The organism is Streptomyces inusitatus, assembly GCF_014651115.1.
In the GTDB taxonomy this organism is placed as follows: Bacteria; Actinomycetota; Actinomycetes; order Streptomycetales; family Streptomycetaceae; genus Streptomyces; species Streptomyces amakusaensis.
In genome coordinates, this window is sequence record NZ_BMWG01000028.1 from 1 (window position 1) to 16,022 (window position 16,022).

The 16,022-nt window shown below is 72.7% G+C and carries 14 protein-coding genes; 6 read left to right on the forward strand and 8 right to left on the reverse strand.

Features of this window, described 5'->3' with window-relative positions:
* Window positions 1–383 precede the first annotated feature (383 nt).
* Both IE247_RS29955 and ptsP read left to right on the forward strand, forming a co-directional pair.
* Complete coding sequence (locus IE247_RS29955) at window positions 384–833, forward strand: PTS sugar transporter subunit IIA (RefSeq protein WP_190126466.1); 450 nt, start codon at window positions 384–386, stop codon at window positions 831–833.
* Between the two features lie 77 nt (window positions 834–910).
* The gene (gene ptsP / locus IE247_RS29960; protein WP_190126467.1) at window positions 911–2,581 is read left to right on the forward strand and encodes a phosphoenolpyruvate--protein phosphotransferase; all 1,671 of its coding nucleotides are present in this window, start codon (window positions 911–913) and stop codon (window positions 2,579–2,581) included.
* Between the two features lie 76 nt (window positions 2,582–2,657).
* Here ptsP and IE247_RS29965 read toward each other — a convergent pair whose 3' ends face one another.
* Both IE247_RS29965 and IE247_RS29970 read right to left on the reverse strand, forming a co-directional pair.
* Window positions 2,658–3,731 carry a DUF8829 domain-containing protein gene (locus IE247_RS29965; RefSeq protein WP_229869444.1) on the reverse strand — a complete coding sequence of 358 codons (1,074 nt, stop codon included), beginning with the start codon at window positions 3,729–3,731 and terminating at the stop codon, window positions 2,658–2,660.
* A 72-nt stretch (window positions 3,732–3,803) separates the two neighbouring features.
* Window positions 3,804–5,786: an acetoacetate--CoA ligase gene (locus tag IE247_RS29970; RefSeq protein ID WP_190126468.1), complete on the reverse strand. Its 1,983-nt coding sequence runs from the start codon at window positions 5,784–5,786 to the stop codon at window positions 3,804–3,806.
* A gap of 207 nt (window positions 5,787–5,993) precedes the next feature.
* Here IE247_RS29970 and IE247_RS29975 point away from each other — a divergent pair, with 207 nt between their 5' ends.
* Complete coding sequence (locus IE247_RS29975; RefSeq protein ID WP_190126469.1) at window positions 5,994–8,342, forward strand: glycoside hydrolase family 31 protein; 2,349 nt, start codon at window positions 5,994–5,996, stop codon at window positions 8,340–8,342.
* Between the two features lie 52 nt (window positions 8,343–8,394).
* Here IE247_RS29975 and IE247_RS29980 read toward each other — a convergent pair whose 3' ends face one another.
* Window positions 8,395–8,904, reverse strand: coding sequence for an NUDIX domain-containing protein (locus tag IE247_RS29980; RefSeq protein WP_190126470.1), 510 nt, complete (start codon window positions 8,902–8,904; stop codon window positions 8,395–8,397).
* Between the two features lie 132 nt (window positions 8,905–9,036).
* Here IE247_RS29980 and IE247_RS29985 point away from each other — a divergent pair, with 132 nt between their 5' ends.
* Together IE247_RS29985 and IE247_RS29990 are read left to right on the forward strand one after the other, a co-directional pair.
* Window positions 9,037–9,504: a Zn-ribbon domain-containing OB-fold protein gene (locus IE247_RS29985; RefSeq protein ID WP_190126471.1), complete on the forward strand. Its 468-nt coding sequence runs from the start codon at window positions 9,037–9,039 to the stop codon at window positions 9,502–9,504.
* Complete coding sequence (locus IE247_RS29990; RefSeq protein ID WP_190126472.1) at window positions 9,501–10,718, forward strand: lipid-transfer protein; 1,218 nt, start codon at window positions 9,501–9,503, stop codon at window positions 10,716–10,718. The genes IE247_RS29985 and IE247_RS29990 overlap by 4 nt, the downstream gene beginning before the upstream one ends.
* A gap of 43 nt (window positions 10,719–10,761) precedes the next feature.
* On the opposite strand, the gene IE247_RS29995 is transcribed toward IE247_RS29990, so the two are convergent.
* The 5 genes from IE247_RS29995 to IE247_RS30015 all read right to left on the reverse strand — a co-directional run bounded on the left by IE247_RS29995 (window position 10,762) and on the right by IE247_RS30015 (window position 15,432).
* Window positions 10,762–11,367 carry a GTP-binding protein gene (locus tag IE247_RS29995; protein WP_190126473.1) on the reverse strand — a complete coding sequence of 202 codons (606 nt, stop codon included), beginning with the start codon at window positions 11,365–11,367 and terminating at the stop codon, window positions 10,762–10,764.
* Window positions 11,348–11,752: a DUF742 domain-containing protein gene (locus IE247_RS30000; protein WP_190126474.1), complete on the reverse strand. Its 405-nt coding sequence runs from the start codon at window positions 11,750–11,752 to the stop codon at window positions 11,348–11,350. The genes IE247_RS29995 and IE247_RS30000 overlap by 20 nt, the downstream gene beginning before the upstream one ends.
* A 10-nt stretch (window positions 11,753–11,762) precedes the next feature.
* On the reverse strand, window positions 11,763–12,215 hold the full coding sequence (locus IE247_RS30005; protein WP_190126475.1) for a roadblock/LC7 domain-containing protein: 453 nt from the start codon (window positions 12,213–12,215) through the stop codon (window positions 11,763–11,765).
* Window positions 12,212–14,968, reverse strand: coding sequence for a sensor histidine kinase (locus IE247_RS30010; RefSeq protein ID WP_190126476.1), 2,757 nt, complete (start codon window positions 14,966–14,968; stop codon window positions 12,212–12,214). The genes IE247_RS30005 and IE247_RS30010 overlap by 4 nt, the downstream gene beginning before the upstream one ends.
* Before the next feature lie 317 nt (window positions 14,969–15,285).
* Window positions 15,286–15,432 (reverse strand): hypothetical protein, encoded by a 147-nt coding sequence (locus tag IE247_RS30015; protein WP_190126477.1) that lies wholly within the window; start codon window positions 15,430–15,432, stop codon window positions 15,286–15,288.
* Between IE247_RS30015 and IE247_RS30020 the strand changes: the two genes are divergently transcribed.
* A complete protein-coding gene (locus tag IE247_RS30020; protein WP_373305627.1) occupies window positions 15,397–15,954 on the forward strand; it encodes a hypothetical protein in 558 nt (185 codons plus the stop codon). The genes IE247_RS30015 and IE247_RS30020 overlap by 36 nt on opposite strands.
* Window positions 15,955–16,022 lie beyond the last annotated feature (68 nt).

Genomic DNA, 16,022 nt, shown 5'->3' on the forward strand with positions numbered 1-16,022 from the left:
TCTCAAGGAACGGACGCTTCCTTCAGGCCCTTTTCACCAGGCCCTCCGGGCTTTCCCTTCGGTGTGTCTAAACCGTATCAGGCTTTCTCGGTCTTCCTGACCACCTCTCTGCGGACATGCAGAGATGTAGACCAGTTACGATCTGAGCTTGATGGGTTTCCGCTCGACCCCGGACTCGAAGTCCGGTTGGTGTCGGGCAGGAGTACGACAGTACCCGGCGCTGAGATGCGAGGCAAATCGCCCCCGGAGCGCCCCGAGGAAGCCGCCAACCAGCAGCATTCGGGCGGAACCGGGACTTCATATGACTTACGCTGCTCAACAGTGCGCCGTCCGGGACAGGCAGTGACGGCGCGTCAATCGACTCTCCGCCCCTGGGAGGCTCCATGACCACAGTGACGTCACCTATTGCCGGACGCGCCATCGGACTCGCGGCGGTGCCCGATCCGGTGTTCTCCGGCGCGATGGTCGGTCCCGGTACCGCCATCGATCCCGCCCGGGAACCCTCGGAGGCGCTGGCTCCCGTCGGCGGTGTCATCGTCTCTCTGCACCCGCACGCGTATGTCGTCGTGGACGACGAGGGGCACGGGGTGCTGACGCATCTCGGCATTGACACCGTGCAGCTCAACGGCGAGGGCTTCGAGCTGCTCGTCAACAAGGGCGACACCGTCGTCCGGGGCCAGGCCGTCGTGCGCTGGGACCCCGCCGCCGTGGAAACCGCGGGCAAGTCCCCGATCTGTCCGGTGGTCGCGCTGGAGGCGACCGCCGACTCCCTCTCCGATGTCCGTGAGGACGGGGACGTGAAGCTCGGGGACCCTCTCTTCGGCTGGCGGTGACGCCGAACAGAGGGTGACGGGCCGGATAGACAGCCAGCGCGGCGGCACATGCCGCCGCTCGATCGGAGACGGGTGAGATGGAGACAACGCTGCGAGGCGTCGGTGTGAGTCACGGCGTGGCCATCGGCGAAGTACGGCACATGGGGACGGCCGTCCTCGAACCGCCGGCCAAGCAGAACACCGCGCAGGACGCCGAGCGCGAGCAGGGGCGCGCCCACCAGGCGGTGGAGGCCGTGGCCGCGGACCTGATCGCCCGGGGCAACCTGGCCGGCGGGGAGGCTCAGGCCGTGCTCGAAGCGCAGGCCCTGATGGCGCAGGACCCGGAGCTGATGGCGGACGTCGAGCGGCGGATCGCCGTCGGCAGCTCCGCCGAGCGCGCGGTCTACGACGCCTTCGCCGCCTATCGGGCGCTGCTGGCGGGTGCCGGTGAGTATCTGGCCGGCCGAGTGGCGGACCTCGACGATGTGCGGAACCGGATCGTGGCCCGGCTGCTGGGGGTGCCGATGCCGGGGGTGCCGGACAGCGACGAGCCCTATGTACTGATCGCCCGCGATCTGGCCCCCGCCGACACAGCGCTGCTGGACCCCGCGCTGGTGCTGGGGTTCGTCACCGAGGAGGGCGGGCCGACCAGCCACAGCGCGATTCTGGCGCGGGCGCTCGGGGTGCCCGCCGTGGTCGCGCTGCCGGGCGCGGGTGAGCTGGCCGAGGGCACGCTGATCGCGGTCGACGGCAGCACCGGCGAGATCTTCGTGGAGCCGAGCGCCGAGAAGCGGGCCGAGCTGGAGCGCGCCGCCGCAGCGCGGAAGGCCGCGCTCTCCGCGTCCAGCGGTCCGGGTGCCACGTCGGACGGTCACAAGGTGCCGCTGCTGGCCAATGTCGGCGGGCCCGCCGATGTTCCGGCCGCCGTGGCTGCGGGCGCCGAGGGCGTCGGTCTGTTCCGTACGGAGTTCCTCTTCCTGGACGACAGTGAGCGGGCTCCGTCGGAGGAGGCGCAGGTCGAGGCGTACCGCAAGGTGCTGGAGGCGTTCCCCGAGGGCCGGGTGGTCGTGCGGGTGCTGGACGCGGGCGCGGACAAGCCGCTGGACTTCCTGACGCCGGCCGACGAGCCCAACCCCGCGCTGGGTGTGCGGGGGCTGCGGAGCCTGCTGGATCATCCGGAGGTGCTGCGTACGCAGCTGGTGGCGCTGTCGAAGGCCGCCGAGGGTCTGCCGGTGTATCTGGAGGTCATGGCCCCGATGGTGGCGGACCGCACGGACGCCAAGGCGTTCGCGGACGCGTGCCGGGAGGCCGGTCTGCGGGCGAAGTTCGGCGCGATGGTGGAGATTCCGTCCGCCGCGCTGCGGGCGCGTTCGATTCTGCAAGAGGTCGAGTTCCTTTCGCTCGGCACCAACGATCTGGCGCAGTACGCCTTCGCCGCCGACCGTCAGGTGGGCGCTGTGTCCCGGCTTCAGGATCCGTGGCAGCCCGCGCTGCTCGATCTGGTGGCGCTGTCGGCGGAGGCGGCGAAGGCCGAGGGCAAGAGCTGTGGTGTCTGTGGTGAGGCCGCGTCCGATCCGCTGCTCGCCTGTGTGCTGACGGGTCTGGGCGTGACGTCGCTGTCCATGGGGGCTGCCTCGATCCCGTATGTACGGGCGACTCTGGCGAAGTACACGCTGGCCCAGTGCGAGCGTGCCGCCGCGGCGGCACGTGCGGTGGACACCGCCGAGGAGGCGCGGGTCGCCGCCCGGGCGGTGCTCTCGGGCGAGTAGGCCGGGCGGCGCGCCCCGGGAGGGCCGGGGTGGTGTGTGGGAGGGGCTCCGCGGAGGCGGGGCCCCTCCCGCTCGTTCAGTGGTGGGAGTCGGGGGCGTCGGTCCCGAGGTCGAAGCCGGCCAGGTATTCGACGTTCGGTTCGGGTGAGATGGGCTCGCCCGTCGTGGCGTCCGTGCAGTAGGCGCTGAAGACTTCCGCCTCGGTGAGCGGGACCAGGTCGGACTGGTGCAGTCGCCAGCCGTGGAGGCGGTCGGGGCTGTCGGGGGCGCTGGTGCGCAGCACCACTCCGCCGGGGTTCTCCAGGGCGATCGCGGTGGCCAGTACCGTCACGAACTCCGCGCTCTCCGCCGCGTCGAACCGGGCGGTGGCCGGGGGGTCGTCGCCTTCGCCGTCCTCAGCGGCATCGCGGTCGGTGTCCGTGTCCCTGTCCGTGTCCGTGTCCGTGATGTGCAGGACGGCGAGCAGGTGCTCATCGGGTGCGCGGACGCTGCACACCACGTGGTGGCGGCCCGGTCCGGCGGCCGTGAGCAGCCGGGACAGCAGGTGGGAGGCGCGGTTGAGGGCGGCGCGGCCGATGTCCTGGCCGCAGTCGGCGCACTCTCCGATGTCGGCGAGGAGCGCGGTGGCGTACTCCCAGGTGGCCCGGCGGACCGCGGTGTCGACGAGCCGGGGCAGCAGTCGGTCGAGCGGCTCTCCGCCGTAGGGGAGGGTGCTGCCGCGCTCGGCGATGCCGGCGGTGTATTTGCTGCGGCTGAGGGCGGTGTCGGGGTCGAGGTCGTGGGTCTCGCAGTAGGCGGCGAAGTCCTGCGGGTCAAAGAGGGCGACGGTGGTGTGCAGCCGGTCGGTGGTGAGGGATTTAAGCAGCTCTTCGACCTCGCGGAGGTAGACGCGGTGGTTGTGGAAGGCGAAGGTGCGGTAGCGGCGCATCGCGGCGAAGTCGGTGGCGTCGGCGAGGACGCCCACGGTGCTGACGACTTCCCGGCGCAGTGCGGTGCGTGCCTCGCTCCGGCCGGCCGGGCGGTCGCCCGTGCGTCGTGGGCCGCCCCGGGCGCGCTGTTTGGGTCGCCGGGTGGGGCGGCCGGCCGGTCCACCGGACGGGTTGCCCGACGGGTTGCCGGACGGAGAACCGGGTGTCTTGTCGTGAGCCATGTCTTCCCCCTGCGGTCGGTCTCTCACTGATTACTGACCGTAGCGGGTGCCACTGACAACGCGGCCGGACCGTCAGCGCCCCCGGGTGCGGGCGAGGTCCGTGTAGAAGGTGAGGAGTCCGGCGTCGTCGACCGAGCCGGGGTTGACCGCCTTGGCCAGGGGGGTGCCCTGGAGCAGGCGTTTCACCGGGACTTCGAGGCGTTTTCCGGTGAGGGTGTGGGGGACGGCGGGGATCTCGATGATGTCGTCGGGGACATGGCGCGGCGAGAGCTGTTCCCGGATCGTGCGGACGATCCGGTCGCGGAGCGCCGTGTCGAGGGTCGCGCCGTCGGCGAGGTGGACGAAGAGCGGCATCCAGTAGCCGCCTTCCGGCTCCTCCACTCCGATGACCAGGGACTCCTTGATCTCGGGGAGTCGCTCGACGACTTCGTACAGATCCGCGGAGCCCATGCGCACGCCCTGGCGGTTCAGGGTGGAGTCGGAGCGTCCGTGGATGACGACGGAGCCTCGGTCGGTGATGGTGATCCAGTCTCCGTGCCGCCAGACGCCGGGGAACATCTCGAAGTAGCTGTCGCGGTAGCGGCTGCCGTCGGGGTCGTTCCAGAAGCGGATCGGCATGGAGGGCATGGGGCGGGTGACGACGAGTTCGCCGACCTCGCCGACGAGGGGCTTGCCGTGCGGGTCCCAGGACTGGAGGTCGGTGCCGAGGCAGGCGGCCTGGAGTTCGCCGATGTGGACGGGGAGGGTGGGCACGGCTCCGGCGAAGCAGCTGCAGACGTCCGTGCCGCCGCTGACGGAGGCGATCCACAGGTCGCCGCCGTTGTCGGCGAACTCGTCGTGGAGCCAGCGGAAGCCGTCGGGGGGCAGGGGGGATCCGGTGGTGGCGACGCAGCGGACACGGGAGAGGTCGTGGTCGCGGGCCGGGTGCACGCCGGCTTTGCGGCAGGCCATGACGTAGGCGGCGGAGGTGCCGAAGAAGGTGGCCCCGGTGCGTTCGGCGATGCGCCACTGGGCGTCGGTGCCGGGGTGGCCGGGGCTTCCGTCGTACAGGACGACGGTGGTGCCGGTGAGCAGGCCGGAGACGAGGAAGTTCCACATCATCCAGCCGGTGGAGGTGTACCAGAAGAAGCGGTCGCCCGGGCCGAGGTCGCACTGGAGGGCGAGTTGTTTGAGGTGTTCCAGCAGGATGCCGCCCTGCGACTGGACGATGGCCTTGGGGAGGCCGGTGGTGCCGGAGGAGTAGAGGACCCACAGGGGGTGGTCGAAGGCGACCTGTTCGAAGACGGGTTCGGCGGTCCCCGAGGTGGCTTCGGACCAGTCGAGGGCGTCTTCGGGGGCGGGCGCGCCGAGCACTGGCACATGGATCAGGGCGCGGAGGGTGGGGAGTCCGCGGCGGAGTTCGGCGACGGTCTCGGTGCGGTCGTGCTCCTTGCCTCCGTAGCGGTAGCCGTCGACGGCGAAGAGGACGACGGGTTCGACCTGCTGGAAGCGGTCGAGGACGCTGCGCGCGCCGAAGTCGGGGGCGCAGGAGGTCCAGACCGCGCCGACGGCGGCGGTGGCGAGGAGGGCGGTGACGGCCTGCGGGATGTTGGGGAGGTAGCCGCTGACGCGGTCGCCGGGGCGTACGCCGAGGGCGCGGAGCTGGGAGGCGAGCGCTCCCACTTGGCGGCGGAGTTCGGACCAGCTGGTCTCGGCGGGCGCGTGGGACTCGTCCACATGGAGGAGGGCCGGTTCGCCGGGGCGGTCGGCGGCGGCTCGCAGCGCGTGTTCGGCGTAGTTGAGGGTGGCTCCGGGGAACCAGCGCGCGCCGGGCATGGCGGGGTCGGCGAGGACCGACTCGTACGGGGTGGTGAAGCGGACGTCCGACCATTCGGCGAGCGCGCGCCAGAAGTCTTCGAGCCGCTCCACCGACCAGCGGTGCAGGGCCGGGTAGCCGCCGTGGGCGGGGGCTCCGTGGTGTTCGGCGGCCCAGGTCTGGAAGTGGGTGACCCGGGCGGCGGCGATCCGTCGCTCGTCGGGCTGCCAGAGAGGCGCGGCGTTCGCTGCTGGGGTCATGGGGCGGCTCCCGGGTGGCTCTGTGGCTGCTGAGAGGGACGATGCCATGTGATCGTCTTTCGCACCAGGGCTCCTCGCGGGGCCGCTGCCCGACCGTCGGGAGACCTCCGGGAGACCCCCGGGATGCGGCCGGATGCGGCCACGACCGGGGTGAACAGCGGCTGAACGGAGCGCGTTCCCGGTCGCGCCGGTGGCAGGCTGAACTGCATGGACTGTCGGGGACTGATCCGCTGGGCACGGGGTGTCGCGACCTGGCAAGGCGTGCGTGCGACACGTTTCGCCTGGCGACGGCGGCGGATCGACGCGCGATGGCTGCCCGACCGGGGTCCGGAGCTGGCCAGGGCGCCGGGGGCGGTGACCGGTGCCGAGCCGCTGCCCGGGGGCGGGATCGTCCGGTTCGCCCGTTCTGAGCTGCGGATCTGTGTGGTGGTGGGCGGTGCGGTGTTCTGGGGCTGGGACGGCGCGGGTCCGGAGCCCTCGTACGCGCTGGCCGGCGGCGCGCCGGAGCCGGATCCCCGGGCGGTGCTGGAGCCGGACAAGGACGGCGGCTGGCGGGTGGTGTCGGAGCGGGTGACGGTGGAGATCTCGCGGATCGGCGCGGTCTCCATCCGTACGCCCGGTGGGATCGCGTTGCGGCGGGAGCTGCCGCCGCGCTGGTGGGAGCCGGTGGGCGGCGGTCCGGCGCGGTGGTCGCAGCGGTCGGAGGTGGCGGCGGACGCCCGGTTCTTCGGTCTGGGTGGGCGGGCTTCGGGGCCCCGGCTGCGGAATGGCGCGTACCGGCTGTGGAACACGGATCCGGGGGGTTCCTTCGGTCCCGGTGACGATCCTCTCTCCATCACCATGCCGGTACAGCTGGTGGTGGCCGACGCGGGGACGCATCTCGCGTTTCAGGACAACTCCTGGGACGGGCTGGTGACCTTGCGCGAGGGCGAGGAGGGGGCGGGTTCCGGTCATGACCGGCCGGGCACCAGCGAGGTCCGGATGGCGGGCGGGCCGCTGCGCTGCTGGGTGATCGTGGGCAGGCCGGCGCGGGTGCTGACGCACTGGGCCCGGCTGACGGGCGCGCCCGCGGTGCCGCCGTCCTGGGCGCTGGGTCCGCAGCACGCCCGCTGGGGTTTCGGCGGCGCGGAGGGGGTGCGGCGGATCGTGGCGGGGTATCGGGAGCGGGGGCTCGCGCTGTCGGCGGTCCATCTGGACATCGACCATCTCGCCGGGCACCGGGTGTTCACGGTCGACCGGGAGCGGTTTCCCGCACTGTCCGAGCTGGCGGAGGAGCTGGGCGGGGCGGGGGTCCGGCTGGTCTCCATCGTGGATCCGGGGGTGCGCGCGGAGCCGGGGAATCCGGTGTACGAGGAGGGGGCGGCGGCCGGGGCGTTCGTCCGGGACGGGGACGGGCGGGAGGTGCGGGGGGTGGTCTGGCCCGGTGAGTGCGTATATCCGGATTTCACCGATCCGCGGGTGCGGAGCTGGTGGGGCGGGCTGTACGAGGAGCGGCTCGCCCGGGGTTTCGCGGGGGTGTGGCACGACATGAACGAGCCGGTGTCCTTCGCTCCCTTCGGCGACCGGACGCTGCCCCGGTCGGCCCGGCACGATCTGGACGGGCGGGGCGGGGATCACCGCGAGGGCCACAACGTCTACGGGCTGACGATGGCCCGGGCGGGGTACGAGGGGCTGGCGCGGCTGCGCCCCGGGGAGCGTCCGTTCCTCTTCTCGCGTTCGGGGTGGGCGGGGATGCAGCGGTACGGGGGGACCTGGTCGGGCGATGTGTCCAGCGACTGGCCGGGGCTGCGGGCCTCGCTCTCGCTGGTGCTGGGGCTCGGTCTGTGCGGGGTGCCGTACTCGGGGCCCGACATCGGGGGTTTCGCCGGTGATCCCTCGCCTGAGCTGTATCTGCGCTGGTTCCAGATGGGCGCGTATCTGCCGCTGTTCCGTACGCACGCGGCGCTCGGCGCGGGGCGCAGGGAGCCGTGGGAGTTCGGGCCGTCGGTGCTGGGGCACGCGCGGGCCGCGCTCGGTGAGCGGGAGCGGCTGCGGCCGTACTTCGTGACGCTCGCCCATACGGCGCGGTCGACGGGTGCTCCGTACGCGCGTCCGCTGTGGTGGGGCTCCCCGGAGGACCGGGGGCTGCGGGAGTGCGAGGACGCGTTTCTGCTGGGGGACGCCCTGCTGGTGGCCCCGGTGCTGGAGCCGGGGGTGGAGCGGCGGGCGGTGCGGCTGCCGAAGGGGCGCTGGTACGACACGGTGACGGGCCGGGCGTACGACGGGCCGGGGCGGGTGGTGCTGGACGCGCCGCTGTCACGGGTTCCGGTGCTGGCGCGGGGCGGTGCGGTGATTCCGGTGCGCGGGGCGGACGGCGGGGTGGAACTGGAGGTGTGGGCTCCGGCCGCCGGGCGCAGGGGTGGCGGTGTGGTGGTGCCGGATCCGGGGGACGGCTGGGCGCGCGCCGAGGTGGAGCGCTATACGTCCCGGCTGGTGGACGGGCGGGTGAAGGTGCGGCGGGTCAGCGCGGAGGGGGCGGTTCCGCCGAGTCGGCGGGTGCGGCTGCGAGGGCTGTGAGAGCCGTGGGGGCCGTCGGGAGCGGGCGGCCGGGGAATGGCCGGATCCCGCCTCAGCCGTAGCGGTGCAGGAACCATCTCCGTACCGCCGTCGTATGCAGGGGGAAGGCGAGTTCGGCGGGGGTGTGCAGCAGATGGTGGCCGGAGGTCTCGTCGGTGGGGACGGAGGGAGGCAGTTCGGCGGCGGCTCGTGCGGGGAGCAGGCCGAAGAGGAGCAGATGGCCGTCGGGGGCGCTGAGGGCGTCGGCGAGCCGGACGTCCGAGGGTGACGCCTCGATGCCCGTCTCCTCGTGGAGTTCGCGGGCGACCGCCTGCTGCCAGGTCTCCCCGTAATCGATGAAGCCGCCGGGGAGGGCGACTCCGCCGCGCATCGGTTCGATGGTGCGGGTGATGACGACGAGGCCGGGGCCGTCTTCGCCGCCGTGGACGGGCTGGAGTGCCACGGCGACCGGCAGGGGGTTGCGGTAGGCGGTTTCGCCGCAGGCGGGGCAGGTGCGGGGCCATCCGCCGGCGGAACCGCCGTACGGGGTTCCGCAGTTGCCGCAGTACGAGTCCTTGGGCACGGGCGGACTGTATCCGATCACGCGCTCGGCACGGGCGCGGTACGGCCACCCGGGGCGCCGCGCCTCTCGTCGTGGGCCGTCGGGCGTGCCACACTTCTGACGTACCGTCAGATACTGGGCCGGGGAGGGCTTGTGGCGCGCGTACCCGTGGTGGCCGGCTGGTTCACCGACGAAGGCGGCGACGGCGACGAGGAGGGTTTCCGGCTGCTGGGCACCCGCTGCACCGCGTGCTCGGCGGTCTTCTTCCCGCCCGAGCGCGACTTCTGCCGCGACCCCGGCTGCCCGGGCGGGGAGCTGACCCGGGCGCCGCTCTCCCGGCGGGGGCGGATCTGGTCGTACACCGACGCGCGCTACCGCCCGCCCGCGCCGTACGCGTCCGACCCGGACACCCCGTGGCGGCCGTACACCCTGATAGCCGTCGAGCTGGCGGCCGAGCGCATCGTGGTGCTGGGGCAGGCGGCCCCGGGGGTGACCCCGGCGGATCTCGCGGTGGGCATGACGGCCGAGGCGGTGCCCGGGGTGCTCGGCGAGGACACAGGGGCGGGGACGGGGACGGTCCGGACCACCTGGTGGTGGCGGCCGGTCGCGGTGGGCCGATGACATCCGGGGCCGAAGCCGGGTCCGGGTCCGGCGAGATCGCGGTCCTGGGGGTCGGGATGCATCCCTGGGGCAAGTGGGGCCACAGTTTTGTGCGGTACGGGGTGGTCGCGGCGCGGGCGGCGCTCGGCGACGCGGGCCTCGACTGGCGGCGGATCCGGTCGGTGGTCGGTGCGAACACCGTGCGCGGCGGCTACCCCGGGCAGGTGGCCGGAGCGACCTTCGCCCGGGCGCTCGGCTGGCAGGGCGCCCGCGTCACCAGCGTCTACGCGGCCTGCGCCTCCGGGGCGCAGGCCATCGACGCGGCACGGGCCCAGATCCTGGCCGGTCTCGCCGACGCGGTGCTGGTGGTGGGCGCGGACTCGGCCCCCAAGGGCTTCTTCGCGCCTTCGGGCGGCGACCGGCCGGACGATCCCGACTGGCTGCGGTTCCGGGTCCTCGGGGCGACCAACCCCGCGTACTTCGGGCTCCACGCCCGGCGGCGGATGGCCCTGCACGGTGACACTCCGGAGGACTTCGCCCTGGTCAAGGTGAAGAACGCGGCGGCGGGCGCGCTCAATCCGGACGCCCGCTACCGTACCCGGGTCTCCCCGCGCGAGGTGGCGGCCTCGGCGGTCGTCGCAGATCCGCTGCGGCTGCTCGACATCTGCGCCACCTCCGACGGGGCCGCGGCGCTGGTCCTCTCCAGCCTGGAGTTCGCGCGTCGGCACGGGGCCGCCGATCCCGTCCGGCTCCGTGCCGTGTCGACGCTGACCCCGGTGTATCCGAGGACGGTCCTCGACCTTCCGGACATCGCGACCGACTCCGCGCTCGCGGTGCGATCGCCGCCGCACTCCTTCCGCGCCTCGCTCGCCCGGGCCGCGTACGAGGAGGCGGGCATCGGTCCGGCGGATCTCTCGCTCGCCGAGGTCTACGACCTCTCCACCGCCCTGGAGCTGGAGTGGTACGAGGACATCGGGCTGTGCGGGCCCGGCGAGGGGGCGAAGCTCGTACGGGAGGGCGTGACGGCGCTCGGCGGCCGGATCCCGGTGAACGCCGGCGGCGGGCTCGCCTCCTTCGGGGAGGCGGTGCCCGCGCAGGCCATCGCGCAGGTGTGCGAGCTGACCCGGCAGCTGCGGGGGACGGCGGGCGCGCGCCAGGTGGCCGGGGCGCGGGCCGGGATCGCCGTGACCCAGGGGCTGTTCGGGCACGGCTCGGCCGTCGTCGCCGTACGCTGAGAACGCTGAGAACGCTGTCGGAACGGCCGGTCGGGGCGGCGGATCAGGTCGCGGCCGCCGCGCGTCGCGAGCCGTCGACGCGCTCCAGGGCGTGTTCGACCACCGCGACCAGGACCTCCTTGACCGATTCGCGCTCGCGGGCGTCGCACATCATCAGCGGCACACCGGGATCGAGGTCGAGAGCGGTCCGCACGGTCTCCACGGGGAAGCGGCCGGCTCCGTCGAAGCAGTTGACGGCGACGGTGAAGGGAATCCCCCGGCGCTCGAAGTAGTCGACGGCGGCGAACGAGTCCTCCAGACGGCGGGTGTCGGCCAGGACGACCGCGCCCAGCGCGCCCTGGGCCAGTTCGTCCCAGAGGAACCAGAAGCGGTCCTGGCCAGGGGTGCCGAAGACATAGAGCACCAGATCCTCGCGGAGCGTGATGCGCCCGAAGTCCATGGCGACGGTGGTCGTCGTCTTCCCCTCGACGCCCGCGGTGTCGTCCACCGGGCGTCCCGCCTCGCTCAGCGTCTCCTCGGTGCGCAGCGGTCTGATCTCGCTGACCGCGCCCACCAGGGTGGTCTTTCCCACCCCGAATCCGCCCGCGACCAGGATCTTCAGGGTCACCGGCTCGACGGGCCGCCGGCTGTTAGAGCGCCCGAAGACCATTGATCACCTCGCGGAGAATATTCACGTCCGGCAGTTCTGCCGGGGGTACGGGACGGGTTACATGCACGAGCGCGTCCTCGACCAGATCGCCGACGAGGACGCGCACCACCCCCACGGGGAGGTCGAGGCCGGCCGCGAGTTCGGCGATGGACTGCGGGGTGTCCTCGCAGCGTTCGACGATCTCGACGTGTTCCGGCGAGAGCGACTGGTCGTGCACGGGGTGGTCGGCGGCCGGTTCCGGCACGACGAGGGCGATCAGATCGAGCCGGTGGTGGGAGGTGCTGCTCGTACGGCCGCGGGTCATGGCGTACGGGCGGACCACCGGACCCGCCTCGGCGTCGAAGTAGTGGTGCGGATTCTGGGAGTGATGAGCGGATTCACTCATGACGGAACCGTCACCCTCCGGCGCGACCGGTCCGCGGCGCGGTGGCGAGGTGGACTCCTACTCGTTTGACCATGAGCGTCATCTCGTACGCCACCTGGCCGACGTCCGAGTCGGCGTCCGCGAGCACGGCCAGACAGCTGCCGTCGCCCGCGGCGGTGACGAAGAGGAAGGCCTCGTCCAGCTCCACGACGGTCTGGCGGACCCTGCCCGCGTCGAAGTGGCGGCCCACACCCTTGGCGAGGCTGTGGAACCCGGAGGCCACGGCGGCGAGATGCTCGCTGTCCTCCCGGGTCAGCTCCCGCGAGGTGCCGGTCGCCAGACCGTCGCTGGAGAGTACGAGAGCCTTGTGGATGCTGCCGACCCGGTCGACCAGTTCATCCAGCAGCCAGTTCAGTTCACCCACTGCCGGGTTGGCCGGGCGTCCGCCGGCGGTGTGGTGTGCTGCGGCATGCGGTGCGGTCATGGACCGTCCCCCTCCGATGTCGTTCGTGGTGCTGTCCGGCCGGGGACGGTGCCGATGGTCCGGTCGGCCTCGTCGTCCCCGTGTGCGTTCTTGAGGCGGCCCCGCTGCCAGCCCCGCTGCATGGAGGCCATGCGGCTGCGTACTTCCTCGGCGTCGCGTTCGGTCTCCCGGCCCGGTTCCCGGTCCTCGGTACGGGGGTCGGGCGCGGCGGCCCGGAGCTGGGGGGCCAGGTTCGCCTGGCGGACCCGGCGGGGCAGGCCGTCGATCAGCGCGGGTGCCGCGTCGTCACCGCTGCCGCTGCCGCTTCCCGTACCACTGCTCCGCGTACCGCTTCCCGTACCGCCGCTTGCCGTACCGCTCCCTGTGCCGGGCGCGGTGGCGCGGCTCGACGGGAGGGTCGGGGTGGCGGCGGGGCGGGGGTGGGCCGGTTCGTCCACCCGGCGGCCGCGGTCGGCGACGAGGGTGGGGGTGCGGCGGGGCAGCGGCACGGGCTCCGCCCTCCGCTCCGCCTCGGCGTCGGACGGCTGCGGGTGCGGCTCGTCCGGGGCGGTGCGCCGGGCGTGGCGCGAGCGGGAGCGGAAGACTCCCGCGCGGTCCCGGTCGCCGCCGTCGAGATCGAGGAGCGCGCCGGGGCCGGTGAGGGTGTCGGGGTCCGTGAGGGTCTCCGCGCCGCTCAGCCCCAGCGGGTCGACGGGTCCTTCGAGTTCGACCGGGCCGTCGAAGAGCGCGGAGTCGTCCCGGTGGTCGGGGGTCCGGCCGGAGGGCCTGGCGCGCGCCGACAGTTTGCCGTCGCTGCCGCGCCGCCCGGCCGGGGAGTCGCTCTTGCGGTCGAGCCGGAAGCCGGTGCCCTGGGTCTCGGGGGCCTCGGTGAGGAGGGGCGCGGGGATGAAGACGACCGCTGTGGTGCCCCCGTACGGCGAGGGCTGGAGCGAGACCCTGACGCCCTGGCGCTGGGCGAGCCGGCTGACGACGAACAGTCCGAGGCGGTCGGTGTCGGAGAGTTCGAACTCCGGGGTCTCGGCGAGCCGGAGATTGGCGTCGAGGAGCAGTTCGGAGGCCATTCCGAGGCCCCGGTCGTGGATTTCCAGGGTGAAGCCGTTGGCCACCCGCTCGCCGAGCACCTGGACACCGGTGTGCGGCGGCGAGAAGACGGTGGCGTTCTCCAGGAGTTCGGCTATGAGGTGGGTGAGGTCGGCGACCGCGGGGCCGCCGACGCCGATGCGGGGCAGCCGGCGGACCTCGATGCGCTCGTAGTCCTCGACCTCGGCGACGGCCGCCCGTACGACGTCCATCAGCTGGATCGGCTTGCGCCACTGCCGGGAGGGGGCCGCGCCGGAGAGGATCACCAGGCCTTCGGCGTGGCGTCGCATACGGGTGGTGAGGTGGTCGAGGCGGAAGAGGTCGGCCAGTTCGTCGGTGTCCTCGGTGCGGCGTTCCATGGCGTCGAGGAGGGTGAGCTGGCGGTGCAGGAGGACCTGGTTGCGGCGGGCGAGGTTGACGAAGACCTCGGAGACGCCGCGCCGCATGTCGGCCTGGCGGACGGCGGCCTCGACGGCGGCGCGCTGGAGGGTGTTGAGGGCCTGGCCCGCCTGGCCGATCTCGTCCTTGTCGTACTCCAGGCGCGGTGCCTCGGTCTCGACGTCGACCTTCTCTCCGGCGGCGAGACGGCGCATCACGCTGGGCAGCCGGACGCCGGAGACCTCGTGGGCCTCCTTGCGCAGCCTGGAGAGGTCGCGGATCAGGTCGCGGCCGACGCGTACGGAGACGATGACGGAGACGAGCAGGGCGAGGAAGCCGAGGATGCCCGCGACGCCCGCCTGGAGGAAGACTCCGTTGGCGGCGGGGCCGACACGGTCCTGGTGGCGCTCGCCGGACGCCCTGGCCTCACGGCTGAGCTCTTCGAGGACGGGGGTCGCGGCGGTGTGCCACTCCTCGACCTGGGCGGCGGAGGCCCGGGCGACGGGCCCGCCGTCGATGAGGCGCTCCTCGGCGGCCCGCAGGGGTTCGGTCTTGGGGCCGCGCCAGAACTGCAGATAGATCTCGCGTTCCCGGGCGGGCAGGGATTCGAGGTTGATCTCGTAGTACAGCTCGCGGTGGGCGACGAAGTCGGAGAGCCTGCGGATCTCGCCCGCGGTGACCTTGCCCGTGGTGAGGGCGGAGACGATCAGCGCGTCCTCGCGGGAGAGCATCTCGGCCGCGCGGGCCAGTCCGGCGACGGCACGGCCCTGGCGCTCGATGTCCACGTCGTGGACGGAGTGCAGTGTGGCCATGAAGCTGAAGCCGGGGTTGATGATCCGGTTGTAGTAGTCGAGGGCCTGGGCGCGGGAGACGGTGCCGGAGTCCACGGAGCGGCGGAGGGCGACGAGTCCGTCGAAACCCTTGACGAGCGAGGCGAGCCTGCGCTCGGAGTCGGAGCGCAGATCGTCCCGTACGTCCTGTCCGGCGATGCTCTCCTTGAGTTTGGCGACCACCTTGTCGGTGGCGCGGCGCTTGTCGCGGAGGGTGGGCAGGGCGTCGGAGGCGCGGCGGTCGGCCAGGTAGATCAGCGTCTGGCGGCGCTCCCCCTGGACGACGTCGAGCGCGTCGACCATCGGTTCGCCGATCCGGTCGACCACCGCGCCCACGTCGAGGAGGTTGTCGGCCTCGCGTCCGGTGATGGCTGTGGCGAAGCCCCAGAGGGCGGTCAGGGAGAGCAGCGGCACCAGCAACAACGCCACGATCTTCCGGCGGATGGACTTCCCGCGAAAGCGCATGGCCTCCCCCTGCTCAACACCGTCCGGTACAAACGGTGTTCCCTCGGTCAACAAACGGCGCGAGCCTACTACTGTCACTCAGACAACTCGAAGACACGTCCGGTCGATTTTCGGCCTGTCGCTGCTGTGTTGATCACGGGATGTCCCGGTATTCAAGGAGTTGGCATTCCCGGCGTGTCGTATGAGACCCGGCGCGCCTCGGATACCGAACGAGGGGCATTGGCTGGAATTCTTCGCCTCGTGCCCGGGATACGGGAATCATCCGAGCTGATCGCGCGTCTTCGTAGTGAGGGGACGCGCGGGACGGTGGGTCCGGCTCACCGGCCGGTGGCGCGAGTGGGGGTCTCGATCTCGTCGGGGCGGGGGATGTTCGGTCCGGCCGGTTCGGCGGCGCTCCGCGAGGGGCGGTGGCGGGCCGGAGTGGAGCGGTGGATTCCGGGCAGCCGAACCGAGGGTGGAGACATGTGTGTAGGGGGTGGGAAGTGAGAAGGACGATGGAAGCGGACGAGCGTCGCGACGGGAGCGGAGCGGCGGACCGGGTGCCGGGGACGCCGGTTCGGCGGCAGCTCTGGGTGGAGGAGCCGGCCGCGCGGCGGAGGATGGCCGATCCGGTGCGTACGTCTGCGGTCCGCGCGGTGCTCATCGTTTCGCTGACGCTGATTCAGGCGATGATCGCCTTTCTGTGCACGATGGCGGGTTCCTGGCTGGCGTTTCCGATGGTGCTCGGCGGTGTCGCCGGGACGGTCGTCGCAACCTGGGGCGTGCTGGACGCCTGGGTGACCCGTCAGGTCTGGAATCAGCGCCACGGGGTGGTGTCGGAGCCGAGCAGCAGCGCCCGGCGGCTGCGGCGTGATCGCAGGCGGGAGCGGCGTGCGGCCAGGGCGGCGGCACGGCGTGGCGCGCGTATACGGCGGCGGGGGCCCGGGCGCGGGGAGCGGGTGCCGCAGCGGGGGGCCGGCCGCCTTTCGGAGCTGTCCGAGGTCTGACCGGGCTGACCGGGCTTGGCTCGACCGGGCCTGGCCTGGCCTGACTTGACCTGACCGCGCCTGACTTG

Coding starts and splice junctions, on each gene's coding strand:
- IE247_RS29965 (WP_229869444.1), bottom strand. CDS start 3,731: ATGGCTCACGACAAGACACCCGGTTCTCCGTCCGGCAACCCGTCGGGC.
- IE247_RS30005 (WP_190126475.1), bottom strand. CDS start 12,215: ATGACCGCACCGCATGCCGCAGCACACCACACCGCCGGCGGACGCCCG.
- IE247_RS29995 (WP_190126473.1), bottom strand. CDS start 11,367: ATGGTCTTCGGGCGCTCTAACAGCCGGCGGCCCGTCGAGCCGGTGACC.
- IE247_RS29990 (WP_190126472.1), top strand. CDS start 9,501: ATGACATCCGGGGCCGAAGCCGGGTCCGGGTCCGGCGAGATCGCGGTC.
- ptsP (WP_190126467.1), top strand. CDS start 911: ATGGAGACAACGCTGCGAGGCGTCGGTGTGAGTCACGGCGTGGCCATC.
- IE247_RS30010 (WP_190126476.1), bottom strand. CDS start 14,968: ATGCGCTTTCGCGGGAAGTCCATCCGCCGGAAGATCGTGGCGTTGTTG.
- IE247_RS29975 (WP_190126469.1), top strand. CDS start 5,994: ATGGACTGTCGGGGACTGATCCGCTGGGCACGGGGTGTCGCGACCTGG.
- IE247_RS29955 (WP_190126466.1), top strand. CDS start 384: ATGACCACAGTGACGTCACCTATTGCCGGACGCGCCATCGGACTCGCG.
- IE247_RS30015 (WP_190126477.1), bottom strand. CDS start 15,432: ATGTCTCCACCCTCGGTTCGGCTGCCCGGAATCCACCGCTCCACTCCG.
- IE247_RS30000 (WP_190126474.1), bottom strand. CDS start 11,752: ATGAGTGAATCCGCTCATCACTCCCAGAATCCGCACCACTACTTCGAC.
- IE247_RS29970 (WP_190126468.1), bottom strand. CDS start 5,786: ATGACCCCAGCAGCGAACGCCGCGCCTCTCTGGCAGCCCGACGAGCGA.